This window comes from Serratia sp. A07, from assembly GCF_058725505.1.
In genome coordinates, this window is sequence record NZ_JBZXDO010000003.1 from 212,777 (window position 1) to 230,184 (window position 17,408).

The window sequence follows — 17,408 nt, forward strand, 5'->3', positions numbered from 1 at the left end:
ACCCTGACCCTCATCTGATCCTCATTGTTCGATTTTGGTAGCCATTGTCTTTTGAGGTAATCAATGAGTATGAAAGGTCAAGAAACCCGCGGGTTCCAGTCTGAAGTAAAACAGCTGCTTCATTTGATGATCCATTCGCTGTACTCCAACAAAGAAATTTTCCTGCGCGAGCTGATTTCCAACGCCTCTGACGCCGCCGACAAGCTGCGCTTCCGCGCCCTGTCCGCGCCAGAGCTGTACGCCGGCGACGGCGAGCTGCGCGTACGCTTGTCCTTCGATAAAGAGCAGCGCACCCTGACCATCGCCGACAACGGCATCGGCATGCGCCGCGAAGAAGTGATCGAAAACCTCGGCACCATCGCCAAGTCCGGCACCAAAGCGTTCCTGGAATCCATTGGTTCCGACCAGGCGAAAGACAGCCAGCTGATCGGCCAGTTCGGCGTCGGTTTCTACTCGGCGTTCATCGTGGCGGACAAAGTGACCGTGCGCACCCGCGCCGCCGGCGCCGCCGATGACGAAGGCGTGTTCTGGGAGTCCGCCGGCGAAGGCGACTACACCATCGCCGATATCACCAAAGAGACCCGCGGCACCGAAATCACCCTGCATCTGCGCGAAGGCGAAGATGAGTACCTCGACGCCTGGCGCCTGCGCTCGGTGATCGGCAAATATTCCGATCACATCGCCTTGCCGGTAGAGATCGAAAGCAAAAACGAAGAAGACGATACCGTCACCTGGGAGAAGATCAACAAGGCGCAGGCCCTGTGGACCCGCAGCAAGGCTGACGTGACCGATGAAGAGTACAAAGAGTTCTACAAGCACATCGCCCACGACTTCACCGATCCGCTGAGCTGGAGCCACAACCGGGTGGAAGGCAAGCAGGAGTACACCAGCCTGCTGTATATCCCGGCGCAGGCGCCGTGGGACATGTGGAACCGCGATCACAAGCACGGCCTGAAGCTGTACGTGCAGCGCGTGTTCATCATGGACGACGCCGAGCAGTTCATGCCGAACTACCTGCGCTTCGTGCGTGGCCTGATCGATTCCAACGATCTGCCGCTGAACGTGTCGCGCGAGATCCTGCAAGACAGCCGCGTGACGCAAAACCTGCGCGGCGCGCTGACCAAGCGCGTGCTGCAGATGCTGGATAAGCTGGCCAAAGACGACGCCGAAGGCTACCAGAAATTCTGGCAGCAGTTCGGTCTGGTGCTGAAAGAGGGCCCGGCGGAAGACAACGGCAACCAGGAAGCGATCGCCAAGCTGCTGCGCTTTGCCTCCACCCACGGCGACAGCTCGGCGCAGACCGTGTCGCTGGAAGAGTACGTCGGCCGCATGGCGGAAGGGCAGGAGAAGATTTACTACATCACCGCCGACAGCTACGCCGCCGCCAAGAGCAGCCCACACCTGGAGCTGTTCCGCAAGAAAGGCATCGAAGTGTTGCTGCTGTCCGATCGCATCGACGAGTGGATGATGAGCTACCTTACCGAGTTCGACGGCAAGCCGTTCCAGTCGGTCAGCAAAGCGGATGAAACGCTGGATAAATTGGCGGATGAAACCGAAGAGCAGAAGGCCGCCGAGAAGCAGCTGGAACCCTTCATCGAACGCGTGAAAACCCTGCTGGGCGAGCGCGTGAAGGATGTGCGCCTGACGCACCGCCTGACCGATACGCCGGCGATCGTGGTAACCGACGCCGACGAAATGAGCACCCAGATGGCCAAGCTGTTCGCCGCCGCCGGCCAGCAGGCGCCGGAGGTGAAGTACATTTTCGAGCTTAATCCGGAGCATGCGTTGGTCAAACGAGCATCCGACGTGGGCGATAACGAACATTTTGCCGAATGGATCGACCTGTTATTGGATCAGGCGCTGCTGGCTGAACGCGGCACGCTGGAGGATCCGAACCTGTTCATCCGTCGCATGAATAAGTTGCTGTCCGCCTAAAGCTGAAGATATGCGCCCTTAACGGCACCGTTAGGGGCGCATTGCCGATTTTTCCCCGCTTTTTCTCGCCTTTTGCTTGCCCGTTTTTTTGCACATTCCGCAATCGATTTCCTTCGCGCGCCTTGAGCCTGCCCCCCCTGAAATGGTATCGTTGAGCGTTTTCGCAATTTTATAAAAACTACATAGCAAGGGGATTTACGCAATGCGTATCATTCTGCTGGGCGCTCCGGGCGCTGGTAAAGGTACTCAGGCTCAATTCATCATGGAGAAATACGGCATTCCGCAAATCTCCACCGGTGATATGTTGCGCGCAGCCGTGAAGGCCGGCAGTGAACTGGGCAAGCAGGCGAAAGAGATCATGGACGCCGGCAAGCTGGTGACCGATGAGCTGGTGATCGCGCTGGTCAAAGAGCGCATCGCTCAGGAAGATTGCCGCAAGGGCTTCCTGCTGGACGGTTTCCCACGCACCATTCCGCAGGCTGACGCGATGAAAGAAGCCGGCATCAACGTGGACTTCGTGCTGGAGTTCGACGTGCCGGACGAGCTGATCGTTGACCGCATCGTTGGCCGCCGCGTGCACGCGCCGTCCGGCCGCGTATACCACGTGAAGTTCAATCCGCCGCAGGTGGAAGGCAAAGACGACGTGACCGGCGAAGAGCTGACCACGCGCAAGGACGATCAGGAAGAGACCGTGCGCAAGCGCCTGGTGGAATACCATCAGATGACCGCGCCGCTGATCTCTTACTACAGCAAAGAAGCGGCAGCGGGTAACACCCAATACCGCAAAATCGACGGCACCCGCAAGGTCGCCGAAGTGAGCGCAGAGCTGGCGACCATCCTCGGTTGATCGCAAGCGGATTGTGCATGACGCCGGGCCTGTGGCCCGGCGTTTTTTTTTGCCGTTTTCCCGCTAAATTGTGATCGCGGCGGCTTGTTGCGGCCGTGCCCATTAATCGCCCGCGCCAAATGGCGTATAACAAGCCTGCGTTTTCACCCTCAGCAGGGAGCCGGGCATGCTCAGACAAACCAATCTTCTGGCGGAAGCCACCGCGCGCCAGATCGTCCAGCGGGCGATGGGCATCATCAGCCATTCCGTCAACGTGATGGACAGCAACGGTGTGATCATCGCCTCCGGCAACCCGCAGCGCCTGTTCCAGCGCCATGAAGGCGCGGTGCTGGCGCTGGCCGAGAATCGGGTGGTGGAAATCGACCGCGCCACCGCCGAGCATCTGAAGGGTGTGCGGCCCGGCATCAACCTGCCGTTCAGCTTTCGCAACCAGCGGGTGGGGGTGATCGGCATCTCCGGCGAACCGGCCGAGGTGCGCGCCTACGCCGAGCTGGTGAAGATGGCGGCGGAGTTGATGGTGGAGCAGGCGGCGCTGCTGGATCAGCACCAGTGGGAAAAACGCTACCGGGAGGAGCTGGCGAACCAGCTGCTGCAGCCGCAGCCGAACACCGCGTCGCTGCAAGCGATGGCGGCGTATCTGGGATTGGATCTGCGCCAGGCGCGCATCGTGTGGATCGTCGAGCTGCAAGAGGCGCAGCCGCACCTGCTGCGCGAGCTGCTGGCGGAGCTGGAGGCCACCCAGCGCGATGCGTTGATCGCCATTACCGGCTTCAATGAAATGACCCTGCTGCACCCGGCCTGCATGGCGCAGGGTGAATGGAGCCTGAAGCTGGAACGCCAGCAGGCGCAGCGTTTGCAAAACCAACTCAAACACCGCTTTCGGGTGCGCTTGATCGTCGGCGGTTTTTATGACGATCCGCAGAGCGCCTACCGTTCCAGCCTGACGGCGCGCGCCACCCAGGCGATGGCGCAGCGCCTGAAACTGCGTCACGCCACGCTGTTCTACCACGACTACCCGCTGCCGTCGCTGTTGTGCGATCTGGGGGAGGACTGGCGCGCGCAGGAGCTGGGGCGCCCCTGGCGGACGCTGGGCGAACAGGACGAAAAAGGCGTGCTGCGCGGCACGCTGCGCCACTATTTTTCGCAGAATTGTGATCAGACGCAGACCGCCGCGCAGCTGCATATCCACGTCAATACCCTGCGCTATCGCCTGCAGCGCATCGAAGCGATAACCGGCATGAAAATCAATCAATTAACCGACGCTCTGCGGTTGTATATCGGCATGCTGATGCACGACTGAGTTGTGCCAACCCACAAATTCCACGCTGTTCACCCGGCGATTTTTTGTTGTTTCCCCTCAGGGCAACGCCGGGCGCGCGGGATATGTTGGCCTGCACATCAACCACGGAGAAAACAACAATGACAACCGTATCCACGCTGGGGGCGCTGGTGGCGTTAGCCGTCGCCATCGTCCTGATTCTACGCAAGGTGCCACCGGCTTACGGCATGATCGCCGGCGCGCTGGCGGGCGGGCTGTGTGGCGGCGCCGACCTGGTGCAGACCGTAACGCTGATGATCGGCGGGGCGCAGGGCATCACCAACGCCGTGATGCGCATTCTGGCGGCGGGGGTGCTGGCCGGAGTGCTGATCGAATCCGGCGCGGCGCACACCATCGCCGAAACCATCGTGCGCAAGGTGGGTGAAACCCGCGCGCTGCTGGCGCTGGCGGTGGCTACACTGATCCTGACGGCGGTGGGGGTATTTATCGACGTGGCGGTGATCACCGTCGCACCGATCGCGCTGTCGATCGCCCAGAAGGCCGGCATTTCGCGCGCGGCGATCCTGCTGGCGATGATCGGCGGTGGCAAGGCCGGCAACGTGATGTCGCCCAACCCGAACACCATTGCGGCGGCGGACAACTTCCACGTGCCGCTCACTTCGGTGATGATGGCCGGCATCGTGCCGGGGCTGTGTGGCCTGGTGGTGGCCTATCTGCTGGCGCGTCGCCTGAGCGATAAAGGCAGCAAAGTGATGGCCGAAGAGCTGACTCAGCATGCCGAAGGGGCGCGGCCGGGCTTCGCTGCGGCGATCAGCGCGCCGCTGGTGGCGATCCTGCTGCTGTCGCTGCGGCCGCTCGCCGGTATCGCCGTCGATCCGCTGATCGCGCTGCCGGCCGGCGGGTTGGCGGGCGCGCTGCTGATGGGGCGTATCCGCCAGTGCAATCATTTTATGGTCTCCGGCCTGTCGCGCATGGCACCGGTGGCGATCATGCTGCTTGGCACCGGCACGCTGGCGGGTATTATCGCCAACTCGGCGCTGAAGGATGTCTTGATTAACGGCTTAACGCATACCGGGCTGCCGGCCTGGCTGCTGGCGCCGCTGTCCGGCGCGCTGATGTCGATGGCGACCGCATCGACCACCGCCGGCACCGCCGTGGCTTCCGGGGTGTTCAGCTCTACGCTGCTCGAACTGGGTGTGAGCGGGCTGGCCGGCGCGGCGATGATCCATGCGGGCGCCACGGTGCTGGATCACCTGCCGCACGGCAGCTTCTTCCACGCCACCGGCGGCAGCGTCAATATGGCGGTGCACGAGCGGCTGAAGCTGTTGCCGTATGAAACGCTGGTGGGATTCACCATCGCGGCAATCTCGGCGCTGATGTTTGGCGTATTTAACCTGGCGGGATAAGGAACAGTGATGAAAACGCTGAAAAAAGTGGTTATTGCCCCGGATTCTTTTAAAGAGAGCCTGAGCGCGCTCGGCGTTGCCGACGCCATCGAGCGGGGATTCCGCCAAATTTATCCGCAGGTGCACTACGTGAAGCTGCCGATGGCGGACGGCGGCGAAGGCACGGTGGAGTCGATGGTGGCGGCCACCGGCGGCGAAATCGTCCAGGTGACGGTCACTGGGCCGCTGGGGGAGCCGGTGCAGGGGTTCTATGGCCTGCTGGGCGACGGCGAAACCGCAGTGATTGAAATGGCCGCCGCCTCCGGGCTGCATCTGGCGCCGCCCGGCCGGCGCGATCCGCGCATCACCACCAGTTACGGCACCGGCGAACTGATGCTGGCGGCGCTGGAGCGCGGCGTGAAGGCGATCATTCTCGGCATCGGCGGTAGCGCCACCAACGACGGCGGCGCCGGGATGATGCAGGCACTGGGCGTGAAGTTGCTGGATAAGGATCGCCGGCCGCTGCCGGTGGGCGGGGCGGCCCTGGCGCAGCTGGCGCACCTCGATCTCGCCGGGCTGGATGCGCGTTGGCAACGGGTGAGCGTAACCGCCGCCTGCGACGTCGATAACCCGCTGTGCGGCGAAAAGGGCGCCTCGGCGGTGTTTGGGCCGCAGAAGGGGGCGACGCCGGAGATGGTGGCGCAGCTCGATGCGGCACTGCATCACTATGGCGAACTGCTGGAACGAGAAACCGGCCGCGCCGTGCTCACCCAGCCGGGCGCGGGAGCGGCGGGCGGCATGGGGGCGGCGCTGCTCGGCATGCTCAGCGCGCGCTTGCGGCCGGGCATCGAGATCATCACCGAAACCCTGCGTCTGGATGAGGCGGTGCGCGATGCCGATTTGGTGATCACCGGCGAAGGGCGGCTGGACAGCCAGTCGATCCACGGCAAAACGCCGATCGGCGTGGCGCGGGTGGCCAAGCGCCACGGGGTGCCGGTGATCGCCATCGCCGGCAGCCTGACGCCGGATTACCAGGTGGTGCATCAACACGGCATCGACGCGGCGTTTTCGGTGCTCGACCGCATCGTGACGCTGGAAGAAGCGCTGGCGGACGCCGATCGCAATCTGCAGGTGACGGCGCGCAACGTGGCGGCGGTGTGGCAACTGGCGCAAAGGGAAGGCCCACAGGCATAGCCTGTTGCTGTTATCGGTTTCGACGCAGGACTTTTCCGTTACAATAGCCGGCATTAATGGCTGCTGACATCCCGACCCAGAACGGAATGCCGGCCGGAAAGGAAATGAGGGGAACTGAGATGAAGCAAGAGAAACACGGCGTATTGCTGGTGAACCTGGGCACACCAGATGCGCCGACCTCGTCGGCGGTCAAACGCTATCTGAAGGAATTCCTCAGTGACGATCGCGTGGTCGATACGGCGCCGCTGATCTGGTGGCCGATCCTCAACGGCGCGATCTTGCCGATCCGTTCGCCGCGCGTGGCGAAGCTGTATCAGTCGGTGTGGATGGAAGAGGGCTCGCCGCTGCTGGTGTACAGCCGCCGCCAACAGCGGGCGCTGGCGGCGCGCATGCCGAATACGCCGGTGGAGCTGGGCATGAGCTACGGCTCGCCGAGCCTGGCGGAAGCCATCGACAAGCTGCTGGCGCAGGGCGTGACCAACCTGGTGGTGCTGCCGCTCTATCCGCAATATTCCTGTTCCACCAGCGCGGCGGTATGGGATGGCGTGGCGCGGGTGCTGAAAGGCTATCGCCGTTTGCCTTCTGTGGCCTTCATCCGCGATTACGCCGAACACCCGGCCTACATCGCCGCGCTGCAGCAAAGCGTGGAGCGCTCGTTCGCCGAGCACGGCCAGCCGGATCGGCTGGTGCTGTCGTTCCACGGTATTCCCAAACGTTATGCGCGCCTGGGCGACGACTACCCGCAGCGCTGCGAGGACACCCTGCGTGCGCTGAGCGCCACGCTGCCGCTGGCGCCGGAACGCGTGATGATGACGTACCAATCGCGCTTCGGCCGCGAGCCGTGGCTGACGCCGTACACCGATGAGACCCTGAAGGGGCTGCCGGCGCAGGGCGTGAAGCACATTCAGCTGATTTGCCCCGGTTTCTCGGCGGACTGCCTGGAAACGCTGGAAGAGATCAAAGAACAGAACCGCGAGATCTTCCTCAAGGCCGGCGGCGAGAAGTTTGAATATATCTCGGCGTTGAACGACGAGCCGGCGCATATCGATATGATGCAGCAGCTGGTGGCGCAGCGCCTGTAATCATCCATAATCTGTATATTAGATGCATCGTGATCGGGCGGGGATGTGTTAACATTCTCCGCTTGTTAAACCGTCACCACCGCCAATCACATGAAATTTCCTGGTAAACGCAAGTCCAAACACTATTTCCCGGTGAGCGCCCGCGATCCGCTTCTGCAGCAGGCCCAGCCCGAAAGTGAAATCAGCACCTCGTATATCGTCGGCATCGATCAGACGCTGGTGGATATCGAGGCGAAAGTGGACGACGCTTTTGTCCAGCGCTACGGCCTGAGCCTGGGCCACTCTCTGGTGATCGAAGACGACGTCGCCGAGGCGCTGTATCAGGAACTGAATGACAACAACCTGGTTACCCATCAGTTCGCCGGCGGCACCATCGGCAATACCATGCACAACTATTCAGTGCTGGCGGACGATCGCTCGGTGCTGCTCGGCGTGATGTGCAGCAACGTGAAAATCGGCAGCTATGCCTACCGTTACCTGTGCAATACCTCCAGCCGTACCGATCTTAACTATCTGCAGGGCGTTGATGGCGCCATCGGCCGCTGTTTCACGCTGATTGGCGAAAGCGGCGAGCGCACCTTCGCCATCAACCCGGGCCAGATGAACCAGCTGCGCCCGGAAAGCATTCCTGAAGAGGTGATCGCCGGCGCGTCGGCGCTGGTGCTGAGCTCTTATCTGGTGCGCTGCAAGGAAGGGGAGCCGATGAAGGCCGCCACCCTGCAGGCGATCGAATACGCCAAAAAACACGACGTGCCGGTGGTATTGACGCTGGGCACCAAGTACGTGATCGCCGACAACCCGCAGTGGTGGCGCGACTTCCTTAAGGAAAACGTGACGATTCTGGCGATGAACGAAGACGAAGCGCTGGAGCTGACCGGGCTGAGCGATCCGTTGACCGCCTCGGACATGGCGCTGGAGTGGGTGGATCTGGTGCTGTGCACCGCCGGGCCGAACGGCCTGTATATGGCGGGCTACACCGAAGAGGCCAACAAGCGCCAGACCCAGCACCCGCTGCTGCCGGGGCATATCGCCGAGTTCAACCGCTACGAATTCAGCCGCGCCATGCGCCGTGAACACTGTGAAAATCCGCTGCGCGTTTATTCGCACATCGCGCCGTATATGGGCGGGCCGGAGAGGATCATGAACACCAACGGCGCCGGCGACGGCGCGCTGTCGGCGTTGCTGCACGATATTGCCGCCAACGGCTATCACCGCCATAACGTGCCGAATTCCAGCAAGCACGTGCGCAGCTACCTGACTTATTCCTCCCTGGCGCAGGTGTGCAAATACGCCAACCGCGTCAGCTACCAGGTGTTGAACCAGCATTCGCCGCGCCTCACCCGTGGCCTGCCGGAGCGGGAAGACAGCCTGGAAGAGTCCTACTGGGAGCGTTAACCCGCTGAAAAAGAAAAGGTCCGGCAATGCCGGACCTTTTTTTGTGCGCCGTGGCGCTTCAGATCGGACAGCCGCCCATTTTTTCTTCTTCGCTCAGGGTGTCCAGCTGCAGGATGTTCAGCATGCTGTTGGCGATCTCCCGTTCGCCCATCACCACCTGATTAGCGCCGCGATCGGTGATGTAGGCCACTTCGTCGTCGTAGTGGGCGCGGGCGATGATCTCGATGTTCGGCCGCTTGGCGCGCGCCGAGGCGACGATCTCGCCGGCCTCATAGCCGTTGGGTATGGTCAGCAGCAGCCAGCGCGCGCAGTCGAGCCGCGCCAGATCCATCACTTCCGGATTGGCGGCGTTGCCCAGCACCGTCTTGATGCCCTGTTCGCGCAGCGCTTCCACCCGTGGGCGGGAGTTCTCGATCACCACCAGCGGAATGCCCGCCTCGGCCAGTTTGCCGCCCAGCAGGCTGCCGACACGGCCATAGCCGACCACCAGCGCGTGGTTGCACATGTCCACCGGGATCTGCTTCTCTTCTTCCACCGCCTCTTCGAGAATTTGCTCTTCGATGGTTTCGGTTTTGGCCAGATAGCGCTCCAGCAGGGTGAACAGCAGCGGGTTGAGCATGATGGACAGAATGGCGCCGGCCAGCACCAGATTGCGCCCGTGTTCCGACATCATGCCGAGCGCGATGCCGAGGCCCGCCAGAATAAAGGCGAACTCGCCGATCTGCGCCAGGCTGGCGGAAATGGTCAGCGCGGTGCGCTTGGAATGACCGAACATTTTCACCAGCAGGAACGCGGCGGCAGATTTGCCGAACACGATGATTGCCAGCGTCGCCAGCACCGCCAGCGGTTCGTTAATCACGATCATCGGATCGAACAGCATGCCGACCGAGACGAAGAACAGCACCGCGAACGCGTCGCGCAGCGGCAGGGTGTCGTGCGCCGCACGGTGGCTCAGTTCGGACTCGTTCAGCACCATGCCGGCGAAGAAGGCGCCCAGCGCGAAGGAGACGTCGAACAGCTTCACCGCGCCGTAGGCGATGCCGAGCGCCAGCGCCAACACCGCCAGGGTGAACAGCTCGCGCGAGCCGGTGCTGGCGGTTTTCGACAGGATCCACGGCACCAGGCGGCGGCCGACCACGATCATCAACGCGATGAAGGCGATGACCTTACCGATGGTCAGCGCCAGCTCCATCAGCAGCTGGCTGCTGCTGGCGTTGTCGTTGCCCAGCATATTGCCGAAGGCGGGCAGCAAGACCAGCGTCAGCACCATCGCCAAATCTTCGACGATCAGCCAGCCGATGGCGATTTGCCCGCGCTGGCTGTCGATCAGCTGCCGTTCCTCCAGGGCACGCAGCAGCACCACGGTGCTGGCGGTGGAGAGGCAGAGGCCGAACACCAGACCGGAGATCAGATCCCAGCCGAGCAGCTTGGACAGCCCCATACCGAGCAGGGTAGCGACGGCTATCTGCGCCACGGCGCCGGGAATGGCGATAGATTTTACTGCGAGGAGGTCTTTCAAAGAGAAGTGCAGGCCAACACCGAACATCAACAGGATAACGCCGATTTCCGCCAGTTCCGGCGCCAGTGAGGTATCGGCGACGAAACCGGGGGTGAACGGGCCGGCGAGCACCCCTGCGGCCAGATACCCCACCAGAGGGGAGATGCGCAGGCGGTTCGCCAGCATGCCGAGGAGGAAGGCGAGTACTAACCCTCCGACGATGGTGGTGATGAGCGGTGTTGAATTATGCATCCATACTCCTTCTGGCTATGCATCGCGGCACGGGAGAAACGCAACAAAGTTACGAAAAGATACATTTAGTTTATTGCATTTGTTCGCGGCTTGCTTGGCTAATTTGGCCTTTTTTGTAAAAAAGCAGAGGATTTCACTTAAGGCGCGGCAATGAGGAGATTTTGTGTCAGATAAGCCAAATAACATTGGTTTATCCGTGGGATAACCCGGATGAATAAATAATGTCATCCGGGCATTCAGCGGGGTTATTGCGCTTTATGCTCCATATTGGGCAGTAGCGCCGTGATAATGCCGATCAGCGGCAGGAAAGCACAGATTTGGTAGACCAGCTCGATACTGGTCAAATCGGCGACATAACCAAGAACTGCCGCACCTAACCCACCCATACCGAAAGCAAAACCGAAGAATAAGCCGGAAACCATGCCGACTTTACCGGGGATCAGCTCCTGCGCATAGACCAGGATGGCGGAGAACGCCGAGGCGAGAATAACCCCGATGATCACCGTCAAAATGCCGGTCCAATACAGGGATGCATAGGGTAAAACAAGGGTAAACGGTGCAGCGCCGAGAATGGAGCCCCAAATACCATATTTACGCCCTATCTTGTCGCCGAGAGGCCCGCCGATAATGGTTCCAGCCGCCACTGCGAACAGGAAGGCGAACAGGTGAATCTGTGCATTCTGCACCGAAACGCCGAACTTATGTATCAGATAAAAGGTGTAATAGCTGCTGATGCTGGCCAGATAGAAGTATTTGGAGAAAATCAGCACCAGCAGGATGCCCAGCGAGTAGGCAACGGTACGTTTTGGCAGCGGTTTCAGCAGCGACGGGCTTTTCGGCTGCCCTTTAGTTGCCCGGTGCTGATGTTGATACCACTTGCTGACCTGTAGCAACACCACGATCGCCAGCAGCGCCGCCAGCGAGAACCAGGCGACGTTGCCCTTGCCGTAAGGCGCGATGATCAGCGCCGCCAGCAGCGGGCCGAGCGAGCTGCCGAAGTTGCCGCCGACCTGGAACAGCGACTGCGCCAGGCCGTGCCGGCCGCCGGAGGCCATGCGCGCCACGCGCGAGGATTCCGGGTGGAACACCGATGAGCCGGTGCCCACCAGCGCCGCCGCCAGCAGCACCAGCGGGAAGGTGTTCGCCACCGACAGCAGCAGCAGGCCGGACAGGGTAAAGCCCATGCCGATCGGCAGCGAGTAAGGCTGCGGGTGTTTATCGGTGTAATAGCCAATCAGCGGTTGCAGCAGCGAGGCCGTAAGCTGATAGGTCAGGGTAATCATGCCGATCTGTACGAAGCTGAGGTGAAAATCGGCTTGCAGGATCGGGTAAATCGCCAGGATCAGCGACTGGATCATATCGTTGAGCAGGTGAGACACGCTGATGGCGCCAAGGATGGAGAAGGCGGTTCCCTTCACCGCGCTGCCCTTGGCGGGCGGCATCGCGCTTTGGCTACTGTCGGTCATATTATTATTAGCCTGATAAGTTGTTGAGCACAGAGATGACATCTTAGGCAGGGCGCGCAATTTTTACCATATCTGAAATAATCAGACTCACATCGCAAAAATTTGAAATCAGCTGTCATTAATTCGCGCTACAATTTCGCCCTCATCATAAAAGCCATTTAATACACGGAGATCCGCCATGCGTTTTTCGCTGAAAACCACCGCATGCGCGTTGGCCGTTTCCCTGACGTTGCTGTCGGGGGCCGCCAGTGCCTGGGAAAAGGATAAGACCTACGCCATCACCATTCTGCACACCAACGATCATCACGGTCACTTCTGGCAGAACGATCACGGCGAATACGGCCTGGGCGCGCAGAAAACGCTGGTGGACGGCATTCGTCAGGAAGTGGCGGCGCAGGGCGGCAGCCTGTTGCTGCTGTCGGGCGGCGATATCAACACCGGCGTGCCGGAATCGGATCTGCAGGACGCCGAGCCGGACTTCCGCGGCATGAACCTGGTGGGGTACGACGCGATGGCGATCGGCAATCACGAATTCGACAACCCGCTGAGCGTACTGCGCCAGCAGGAAAAATGGGCGACCTTCCCGCTGCTGTCCGCCAACATCTATCAGAAAAGTACCGGCCAGCGGCTGTTCAAGCCTTACGCCTTGTTCGACAAGCAGGGCATCAAGATCGCGGTGATCGGCCTGACGACCGACGACACCGCGAAAATGGGCAACCCAGAGTACTTTACCGACATTGAATTCCGCGTGCCGGCGCCGGAGGCGAAGCGGGTGGTGGAGCAATTGCGCAAGGACGAGAAGCCGGACGTGATCATCGCCGCTACCCACATGGGGCACTATGACAACGGCGAACACGGCTCCAACGCGCCGGGCGACGTGGAGATGGCGCGCAGCCTGCCGGCCGGGTATCTCGACATGATCGTCGGCGGCCACTCGCAGGATCCGGTGTGCATGGCCGGCGACAACCGTAAGCAGGTGGATTATGTGCCGGGCACGCCGTGCTCGCCGGATCGCCAGAACGGCACCTGGATCGTGCAGGCGCATGAGTGGGGCAAATACGTGGGCCGCGCCGACTTCGAATTCCGCAACGGTGAGCTGAAGCTGGTGCATTATCAGCTGATCCCGGTGAACCTGAAGAAGAAGGTGGAGAAGACGGACGGCACCAGCGAGCGCGTGTATTACACCCAGCAGATCGCGGAAGATCCGACCATGATGAAGCTGCTGACGCCGTTCCAGGAGAAGGGCAAGGAGCAGCTGAGCGTGAAGATCGGCAGCGTTAACGGCAAGCTGGAGGGCGATCGCAGCAAGGTGCGCTTCGTGCAAACCAACCTGGCGCGGGTGATGTTGGCCGCGCAGAGGGAGCGCGCCGATGCCGACTTCGCGGTGATGAGCGGCGGTGGGGTGCGTGATTCCATTGAAAGCGGCGATATCACCTACAAAAACGTGCTCAAGGTACAGCCGTTCGGCAACACCTTGGTGCATGTCGATATGAAAGGCCGCGAGGTTGAGCAGTACCTGGCGGTAGTGGCCAACATGAAGCCGGATTCCGGCGCCTACGCCCAGTTCGCCAACGTCAGCCTGGTGGCGGACGGCAAGGGCGTCAGCGAGGTGAAGATCAACGGCCAGCCGCTGCAGGCGGATAAAACCTACCGCATGGCGACGCTGAACTTCAACGCGCTGGGCGGCGACGGCTATCCGAAGCTGGACGGGCTGCCGAGCTACGTCAACACCGGTTTTATCGATGCCGAGGTGCTCAAGCAGTACATCGAGAAACACTCGCCGCTGGATGCGGCGGCTTATGAACCGAAGGGCGAGATCGTTTATCGCTAATCGCCACCGCAGCGGCCTGCTCCCCATGGGCAGGCCGCCTGTTTTCCCGCCGAAATCCTCCTTCAAACGCACGCAAAAGTCGCCGCCGCCGCCTTCCAATGATAGCCTGAGCAACAATTTGGTTTTGATAACGCAAGCAGGGAGATGACATGTTGAAAACCGCAGGCTGGCTGCTGCCCGCCATCCTGGCGCTGGCGGGGTGTTCGTCATCCGGCCAACGCCATGAGCAAACGCTCAGCCAGGCGCTGGCGGCCATCGGCCAAGACAAGGCGCTGGTTGGCGCGTCGAGCGGCGTGATGGTGCGTGATGCCGACAGCGGCACCGTGCTGTATCAGGCGCACGCGCAGCAGCGCCTGGCGCCGGCTTCCAACATGAAGATGTTCACTTCTCTGGCGGCGTTCGGCGTGCTGGGGGCGGATTACCGGTTTGAAACCCGGCTGCTGACCACCGGCGAGCAGCGCGGCGACACCTTGCAGGGGGATCTCTATCTGCAGGGCAGCGGCGATCCGACGTTGCACCCTGACGATCTCGACACCTTCGCCGCCACGCTGGCGCAGCGCGGCATTCGCCATATTCATGGGCGGCTGATCCTGGACGCCAGCGCGTTCGATCAAACGCCCTTCGGCGCCGGCTGGAGCTGGGACGACGAACCCTTCGCTTTCGGCGCGCCGATCTCGGCGCTGAACTACGCCTTTACCCCCGGTGGCGATATCAACGTGGTGCGGGTGGACGTGCAGCCGGGGGCCCGCGCCGGTGCGCCAGGGCGGGTGGGTTTCTATCCCGCCAATGACGCGGTGACGCTGGTCAACCGCACCACCACCGGCGGCGACACCGCACTGACGTTCGATCGCCAGCCGGGCAGCAACCGAATCGTGGTCAGCGGCACCATCGCCGCGCAGGCGGAGACCCGCTCGCGATTGATCACCGTCGATCAACCGGCCCGCGTGATCGGCGCCTTATTGCAACATGCGCTGCGCGCGCACGGCATCACGCTGCGCGGTAACGCGGAAGAGGGCGTGACCCCTGCCGATGCCCGGTTGCTGGCCGAAAAAACCTCGCCGCCGCTCTCTCGCCTGGCCGTCACCTTCCTGAAGGTGTCCAACAACGGTTACGGCGAGGTACTGACCAAGGCGATGGGCCGCAAGACGCAGGGCAAGGGGGATTGGGCCGCCGGCCTGCAGGCGATCGGCCAGTTTGTGCGAAGCCAGGGCATCGCGGCCGGCGCGTACCGTCAGGTAGACGGTTCCGGGCTGTCGCGCATGAACCAAATCACGGCGCAGCAGCTGACGACGCTGCTGCTGGCAGCCAGGAAACAGCCGTGGTTTGCCGCCTGGTATAACGCCTTGCCCATCGCGGGCCAGCCGGGGTTGCTGGTGGGCGGTACGCTGCAGAGCCGCATGGTGAAGACGGCGGCGGCGGGCCGCGCCCACGCCAAGAGCGGTTCCATGACCGGGGTCTCGTCGCTCAGCGGCTATGTCGACTCGGCGACCGGACGGCCGCTGGCGTTCGCCATCATCAGCAACAACTATCTGGTGCCCGGCGCGGAGGTGAAGGCGCTGGAGGACCGCCTGGTCGAGACGCTGGCGGCCTGTGACGCCACGGTAGTGTGCCGCTGAGCGCGCGGCGTCAGTCGCGCTTGGCGATGTCGGCGAAGCTGCCGGCCAGCAGGCGGCACAGATCGGCGGCGGCCAGCTCGATGTCCAGCCCGCGTTTGCCGCCGGAAACGTAGATGGTGGCGAACGCTTGCGCCGGGCTGTCGATCACCGTCGGCAGCCGTTTTTTCTGTCCCAGCGGGCTGATGCCGCCCACCAGATACCCGGTGACGCGCTGCGCCAGCTGCGGATCGGCCATCTCGGCCTTTTTGGCGCCGAGGGCGCGGGCGACCTTTTTCAGATCCAGCTGGGTGGCGACCGGCGTGACCGCCACCGCCAGGTGTTTGGCGTCGCCGTTCAGCGCCACCAGCAAGGTTTTGTAAACCCGATCGGCATCCAGCCCCAGCTTTCTCACCGCTTCGTCGCCGAAATTAGTTTCGTCGCTGTCGTGGTGATACGGATGAAGGGTAAAGGTGACCTTTTGTTTTTCGAGCAGAACGACTGCGGGCGTCATGATGTGTTGTCCAGAATGTCCCCTGCGGGGGAAGGGTGATAGCCAGCTTTAAAAATACAAAAATCCGACCTGCCCGGCAACCTGAGCGGCTGTTACATAAAGCGGGTTGCCAAGATATTCACCGGGTTGCTACCCTGTTTACTGTAACCGTTAACACGGTTGCTATGCGTATAACTAGAATACAAGAAATTCCTCTTTGACTGGCCAATAGCGATATTGGCCTCTTTTTTAGCCCTGCGGCTGCAGCATCGCCGGCAGGTTATCCTCGCCGTACAGGTGCAATGCGCCAACCGCCACCACATAGTCCCCGGCCGGCAGCGCCTCCAACTGACGCCGCCAGTCGCGATTGCGCTGATGCATCAGCACGTCGTACAGCCCGGCGCTGAAGGTGGCGGGCAGGGTGTCCAGCGTGCCGCGCGGTTTGGCGTCCAGCCACCAGCTCACCATGGTTTGCAGCAGCCGCGCGTTGGTGTGCCAGTGCTCCAGCGTATCGCGCAGCAGCGCAATGCCGCCTTCCGGCAGCTGTTCCAGCATCGCCAGCTGCTGCTGCGCCCCTTCCAGCTCGATCACCGGTTTGTCCTGCGCCCGGGCGGCCTGCAGCAGCTGATAGTCCACGCCGTACTCTGCCCGCAGCCCCAGACGCTGAGCCTGGCGCGCCTGCATCATCAGCGCGACCTGCCAGCCGGGCAGGGTGGCGAAGGCGTCTGGATCGGCGCCAAGCTCATGGCACAGCGCCAGCAGCCGTTGATATTCTTCGGCGGACAGGCGCTGTTCCAGCGCCGGCTGCAGCTCGGCGTGGTCGAAAGGTGAGGCGGAATCGGTGATATCGGCTTCGACGATCAGCGCGTCGGCCTGTTGCAGCCGGGCGGCCAGCCGGGGCGGCAACGGCGACATATCGACGGTGCCCATATGGATGCTGCCCACCAGATGCAGCCGACGATCGCCCGGCAGAGTGATGTCCAACGCCGGATAAGCGTAACGTTTGGGCGAGATCAGGCCGAGAAAGGCGGCGAGGCGGCGTAACAGTTGACCCATACGGCGTGGCTCCTGAATAACGGGTGCGCGTTTCAGCATGAAAGGCGAGGGAAAATCGTCATTCATGCTAAACGCTATCCGCCGCGCAGGAAAGCCCGGAAAA

The 17,408-nt window shown here is 62.0% G+C and carries 13 protein-coding genes; 9 read left to right on the plus strand and 4 right to left on the minus strand.

The annotated features are described in order from the left end of the window. Positions 1-69 precede the first annotated feature (69 nt). The 7 genes from htpG (at position 70) to AC4PR2_RS04780 (ending at position 9,117) form a co-directional block, all read left to right on the plus strand. Positions 70-1,935: a molecular chaperone HtpG gene (gene htpG, locus AC4PR2_RS04750; protein WP_049199924.1), complete on the plus strand. Its 1,866-nt coding sequence runs from the start codon at positions 70-72 to the stop codon at positions 1,933-1,935. A 202-nt stretch (positions 1,936-2,137) separates the two neighbouring features. Further along, positions 2,138-2,782: an adenylate kinase gene (adk, locus tag AC4PR2_RS04755; RefSeq protein WP_004940261.1), complete on the plus strand. Its 645-nt coding sequence runs from the start codon at positions 2,138-2,140 to the stop codon at positions 2,780-2,782. Positions 2,783-2,948: 166 nt separating this feature from the next. Next, complete coding sequence (locus tag AC4PR2_RS04760) at positions 2,949-4,082, plus strand: sugar diacid recognition domain-containing protein (protein ID WP_492174922.1); 1,134 nt, start codon at positions 2,949-2,951, stop codon at positions 4,080-4,082. Positions 4,083-4,201: 119 nt separating this feature from the next. Further along, on the plus strand, positions 4,202-5,467 hold the full coding sequence (locus tag AC4PR2_RS04765) for a GntP family permease (protein WP_089185576.1): 1,266 nt from the start codon (positions 4,202-4,204) through the stop codon (positions 5,465-5,467). A 9-nt stretch (positions 5,468-5,476) separates the two neighbouring features. After that, the gene (locus AC4PR2_RS04770) at positions 5,477-6,640 is read left to right on the plus strand and encodes a glycerate kinase (protein WP_492174923.1); all 1,164 of its coding nucleotides are present in this window, start codon (positions 5,477-5,479) and stop codon (positions 6,638-6,640) included. Positions 6,641-6,759: 119 nt separating this feature from the next. Beyond that, positions 6,760-7,722: a ferrochelatase gene (gene hemH, locus AC4PR2_RS04775; protein WP_004940253.1), complete on the plus strand. Its 963-nt coding sequence runs from the start codon at positions 6,760-6,762 to the stop codon at positions 7,720-7,722. Between the two features lie 90 nt (positions 7,723-7,812). After that, positions 7,813-9,117, plus strand: coding sequence for an inosine/guanosine kinase (locus AC4PR2_RS04780; protein ID WP_049199930.1), 1,305 nt, complete (start codon positions 7,813-7,815; stop codon positions 9,115-9,117). A gap of 58 nt (positions 9,118-9,175) precedes the next feature. On the opposite strand, the gene ybaL is transcribed toward AC4PR2_RS04780, so the two are convergent. Both ybaL and AC4PR2_RS04790 read right to left on the minus strand, forming a co-directional pair. Then, a complete protein-coding gene (gene ybaL / locus AC4PR2_RS04785; protein ID WP_004940247.1) occupies positions 9,176-10,867 on the minus strand; it encodes a YbaL family putative K(+) efflux transporter in 1,692 nt (563 codons plus the stop codon). A gap of 245 nt (positions 10,868-11,112) precedes the next feature. Beyond that, a complete protein-coding gene (locus tag AC4PR2_RS04790; protein ID WP_492174924.1) occupies positions 11,113-12,333 on the minus strand; it encodes an MFS transporter in 1,221 nt (406 codons plus the stop codon). A 178-nt stretch (positions 12,334-12,511) separates the two neighbouring features. On the opposite strand from AC4PR2_RS04790, the gene ushA reads away from it, so the two are divergent. Beyond that, positions 12,512-14,164 carry a bifunctional UDP-sugar hydrolase/5'-nucleotidase UshA gene (ushA, locus tag AC4PR2_RS04795; RefSeq protein WP_060423465.1) on the plus strand — a complete coding sequence of 551 codons (1,653 nt, stop codon included), beginning with the start codon at positions 12,512-12,514 and terminating at the stop codon, positions 14,162-14,164. Positions 14,165-14,313: 149 nt separating this feature from the next. Continuing rightward, positions 14,314-15,780, plus strand: a complete 1,467-nt coding sequence (dacB, locus tag AC4PR2_RS04800; protein WP_330113336.1) for a D-alanyl-D-alanine carboxypeptidase/D-alanyl-D-alanine endopeptidase — start codon at positions 14,314-14,316, stop codon at positions 15,778-15,780. A 10-nt stretch (positions 15,781-15,790) separates the two neighbouring features. On the opposite strand, the gene ybaK is transcribed toward dacB, so the two are convergent. Next, a complete protein-coding gene (gene ybaK, locus AC4PR2_RS04805; RefSeq protein ID WP_049272291.1) occupies positions 15,791-16,270 on the minus strand; it encodes a Cys-tRNA(Pro)/Cys-tRNA(Cys) deacylase YbaK in 480 nt (159 codons plus the stop codon). A 228-nt stretch (positions 16,271-16,498) separates the two neighbouring features. Next, complete coding sequence (locus AC4PR2_RS04810; RefSeq protein WP_060440554.1) at positions 16,499-17,305, minus strand: TraB/GumN family protein; 807 nt, start codon at positions 17,303-17,305, stop codon at positions 16,499-16,501. Positions 17,306-17,408: the final 103 nt, after the last annotated feature.

What these genes read in the sequence shown, in the direction of transcription:
- AC4PR2_RS04810 (WP_060440554.1), bottom strand. Translation starts at nt 17,305, where the DNA reads ATGGGTCAACTGTTACGCCGCCTCGCCGCCTTTCTCGGCCTGATCTCG.
- AC4PR2_RS04790 (WP_492174924.1), bottom strand. Translation starts at nt 12,333, where the DNA reads ATGACCGACAGTAGCCAAAGCGCGATGCCGCCCGCCAAGGGCAGCGCG.
- htpG (WP_049199924.1), top strand. Translation starts at nt 70, where the DNA reads ATGAAAGGTCAAGAAACCCGCGGGTTCCAGTCTGAAGTAAAACAGCTG.
- ushA (WP_060423465.1), top strand. Translation starts at nt 12,512, where the DNA reads ATGCGTTTTTCGCTGAAAACCACCGCATGCGCGTTGGCCGTTTCCCTG.
- dacB (WP_330113336.1), top strand. Translation starts at nt 14,314, where the DNA reads ATGTTGAAAACCGCAGGCTGGCTGCTGCCCGCCATCCTGGCGCTGGCG.
- ybaK (WP_049272291.1), bottom strand. Translation starts at nt 16,270, where the DNA reads ATGACGCCCGCAGTCGTTCTGCTCGAAAAACAAAAGGTCACCTTTACC.
- AC4PR2_RS04780 (WP_049199930.1), top strand. Translation starts at nt 7,813, where the DNA reads ATGAAATTTCCTGGTAAACGCAAGTCCAAACACTATTTCCCGGTGAGC.
- AC4PR2_RS04765 (WP_089185576.1), top strand. Translation starts at nt 4,202, where the DNA reads ATGACAACCGTATCCACGCTGGGGGCGCTGGTGGCGTTAGCCGTCGCC.
- AC4PR2_RS04770 (WP_492174923.1), top strand. Translation starts at nt 5,477, where the DNA reads ATGAAAACGCTGAAAAAAGTGGTTATTGCCCCGGATTCTTTTAAAGAG.
- ybaL (WP_004940247.1), bottom strand. Translation starts at nt 10,867, where the DNA reads ATGCATAATTCAACACCGCTCATCACCACCATCGTCGGAGGGTTAGTA.
- hemH (WP_004940253.1), top strand. Translation starts at nt 6,760, where the DNA reads ATGAAGCAAGAGAAACACGGCGTATTGCTGGTGAACCTGGGCACACCA.
- AC4PR2_RS04760 (WP_492174922.1), top strand. Translation starts at nt 2,949, where the DNA reads ATGCTCAGACAAACCAATCTTCTGGCGGAAGCCACCGCGCGCCAGATC.
- adk (WP_004940261.1), top strand. Translation starts at nt 2,138, where the DNA reads ATGCGTATCATTCTGCTGGGCGCTCCGGGCGCTGGTAAAGGTACTCAG.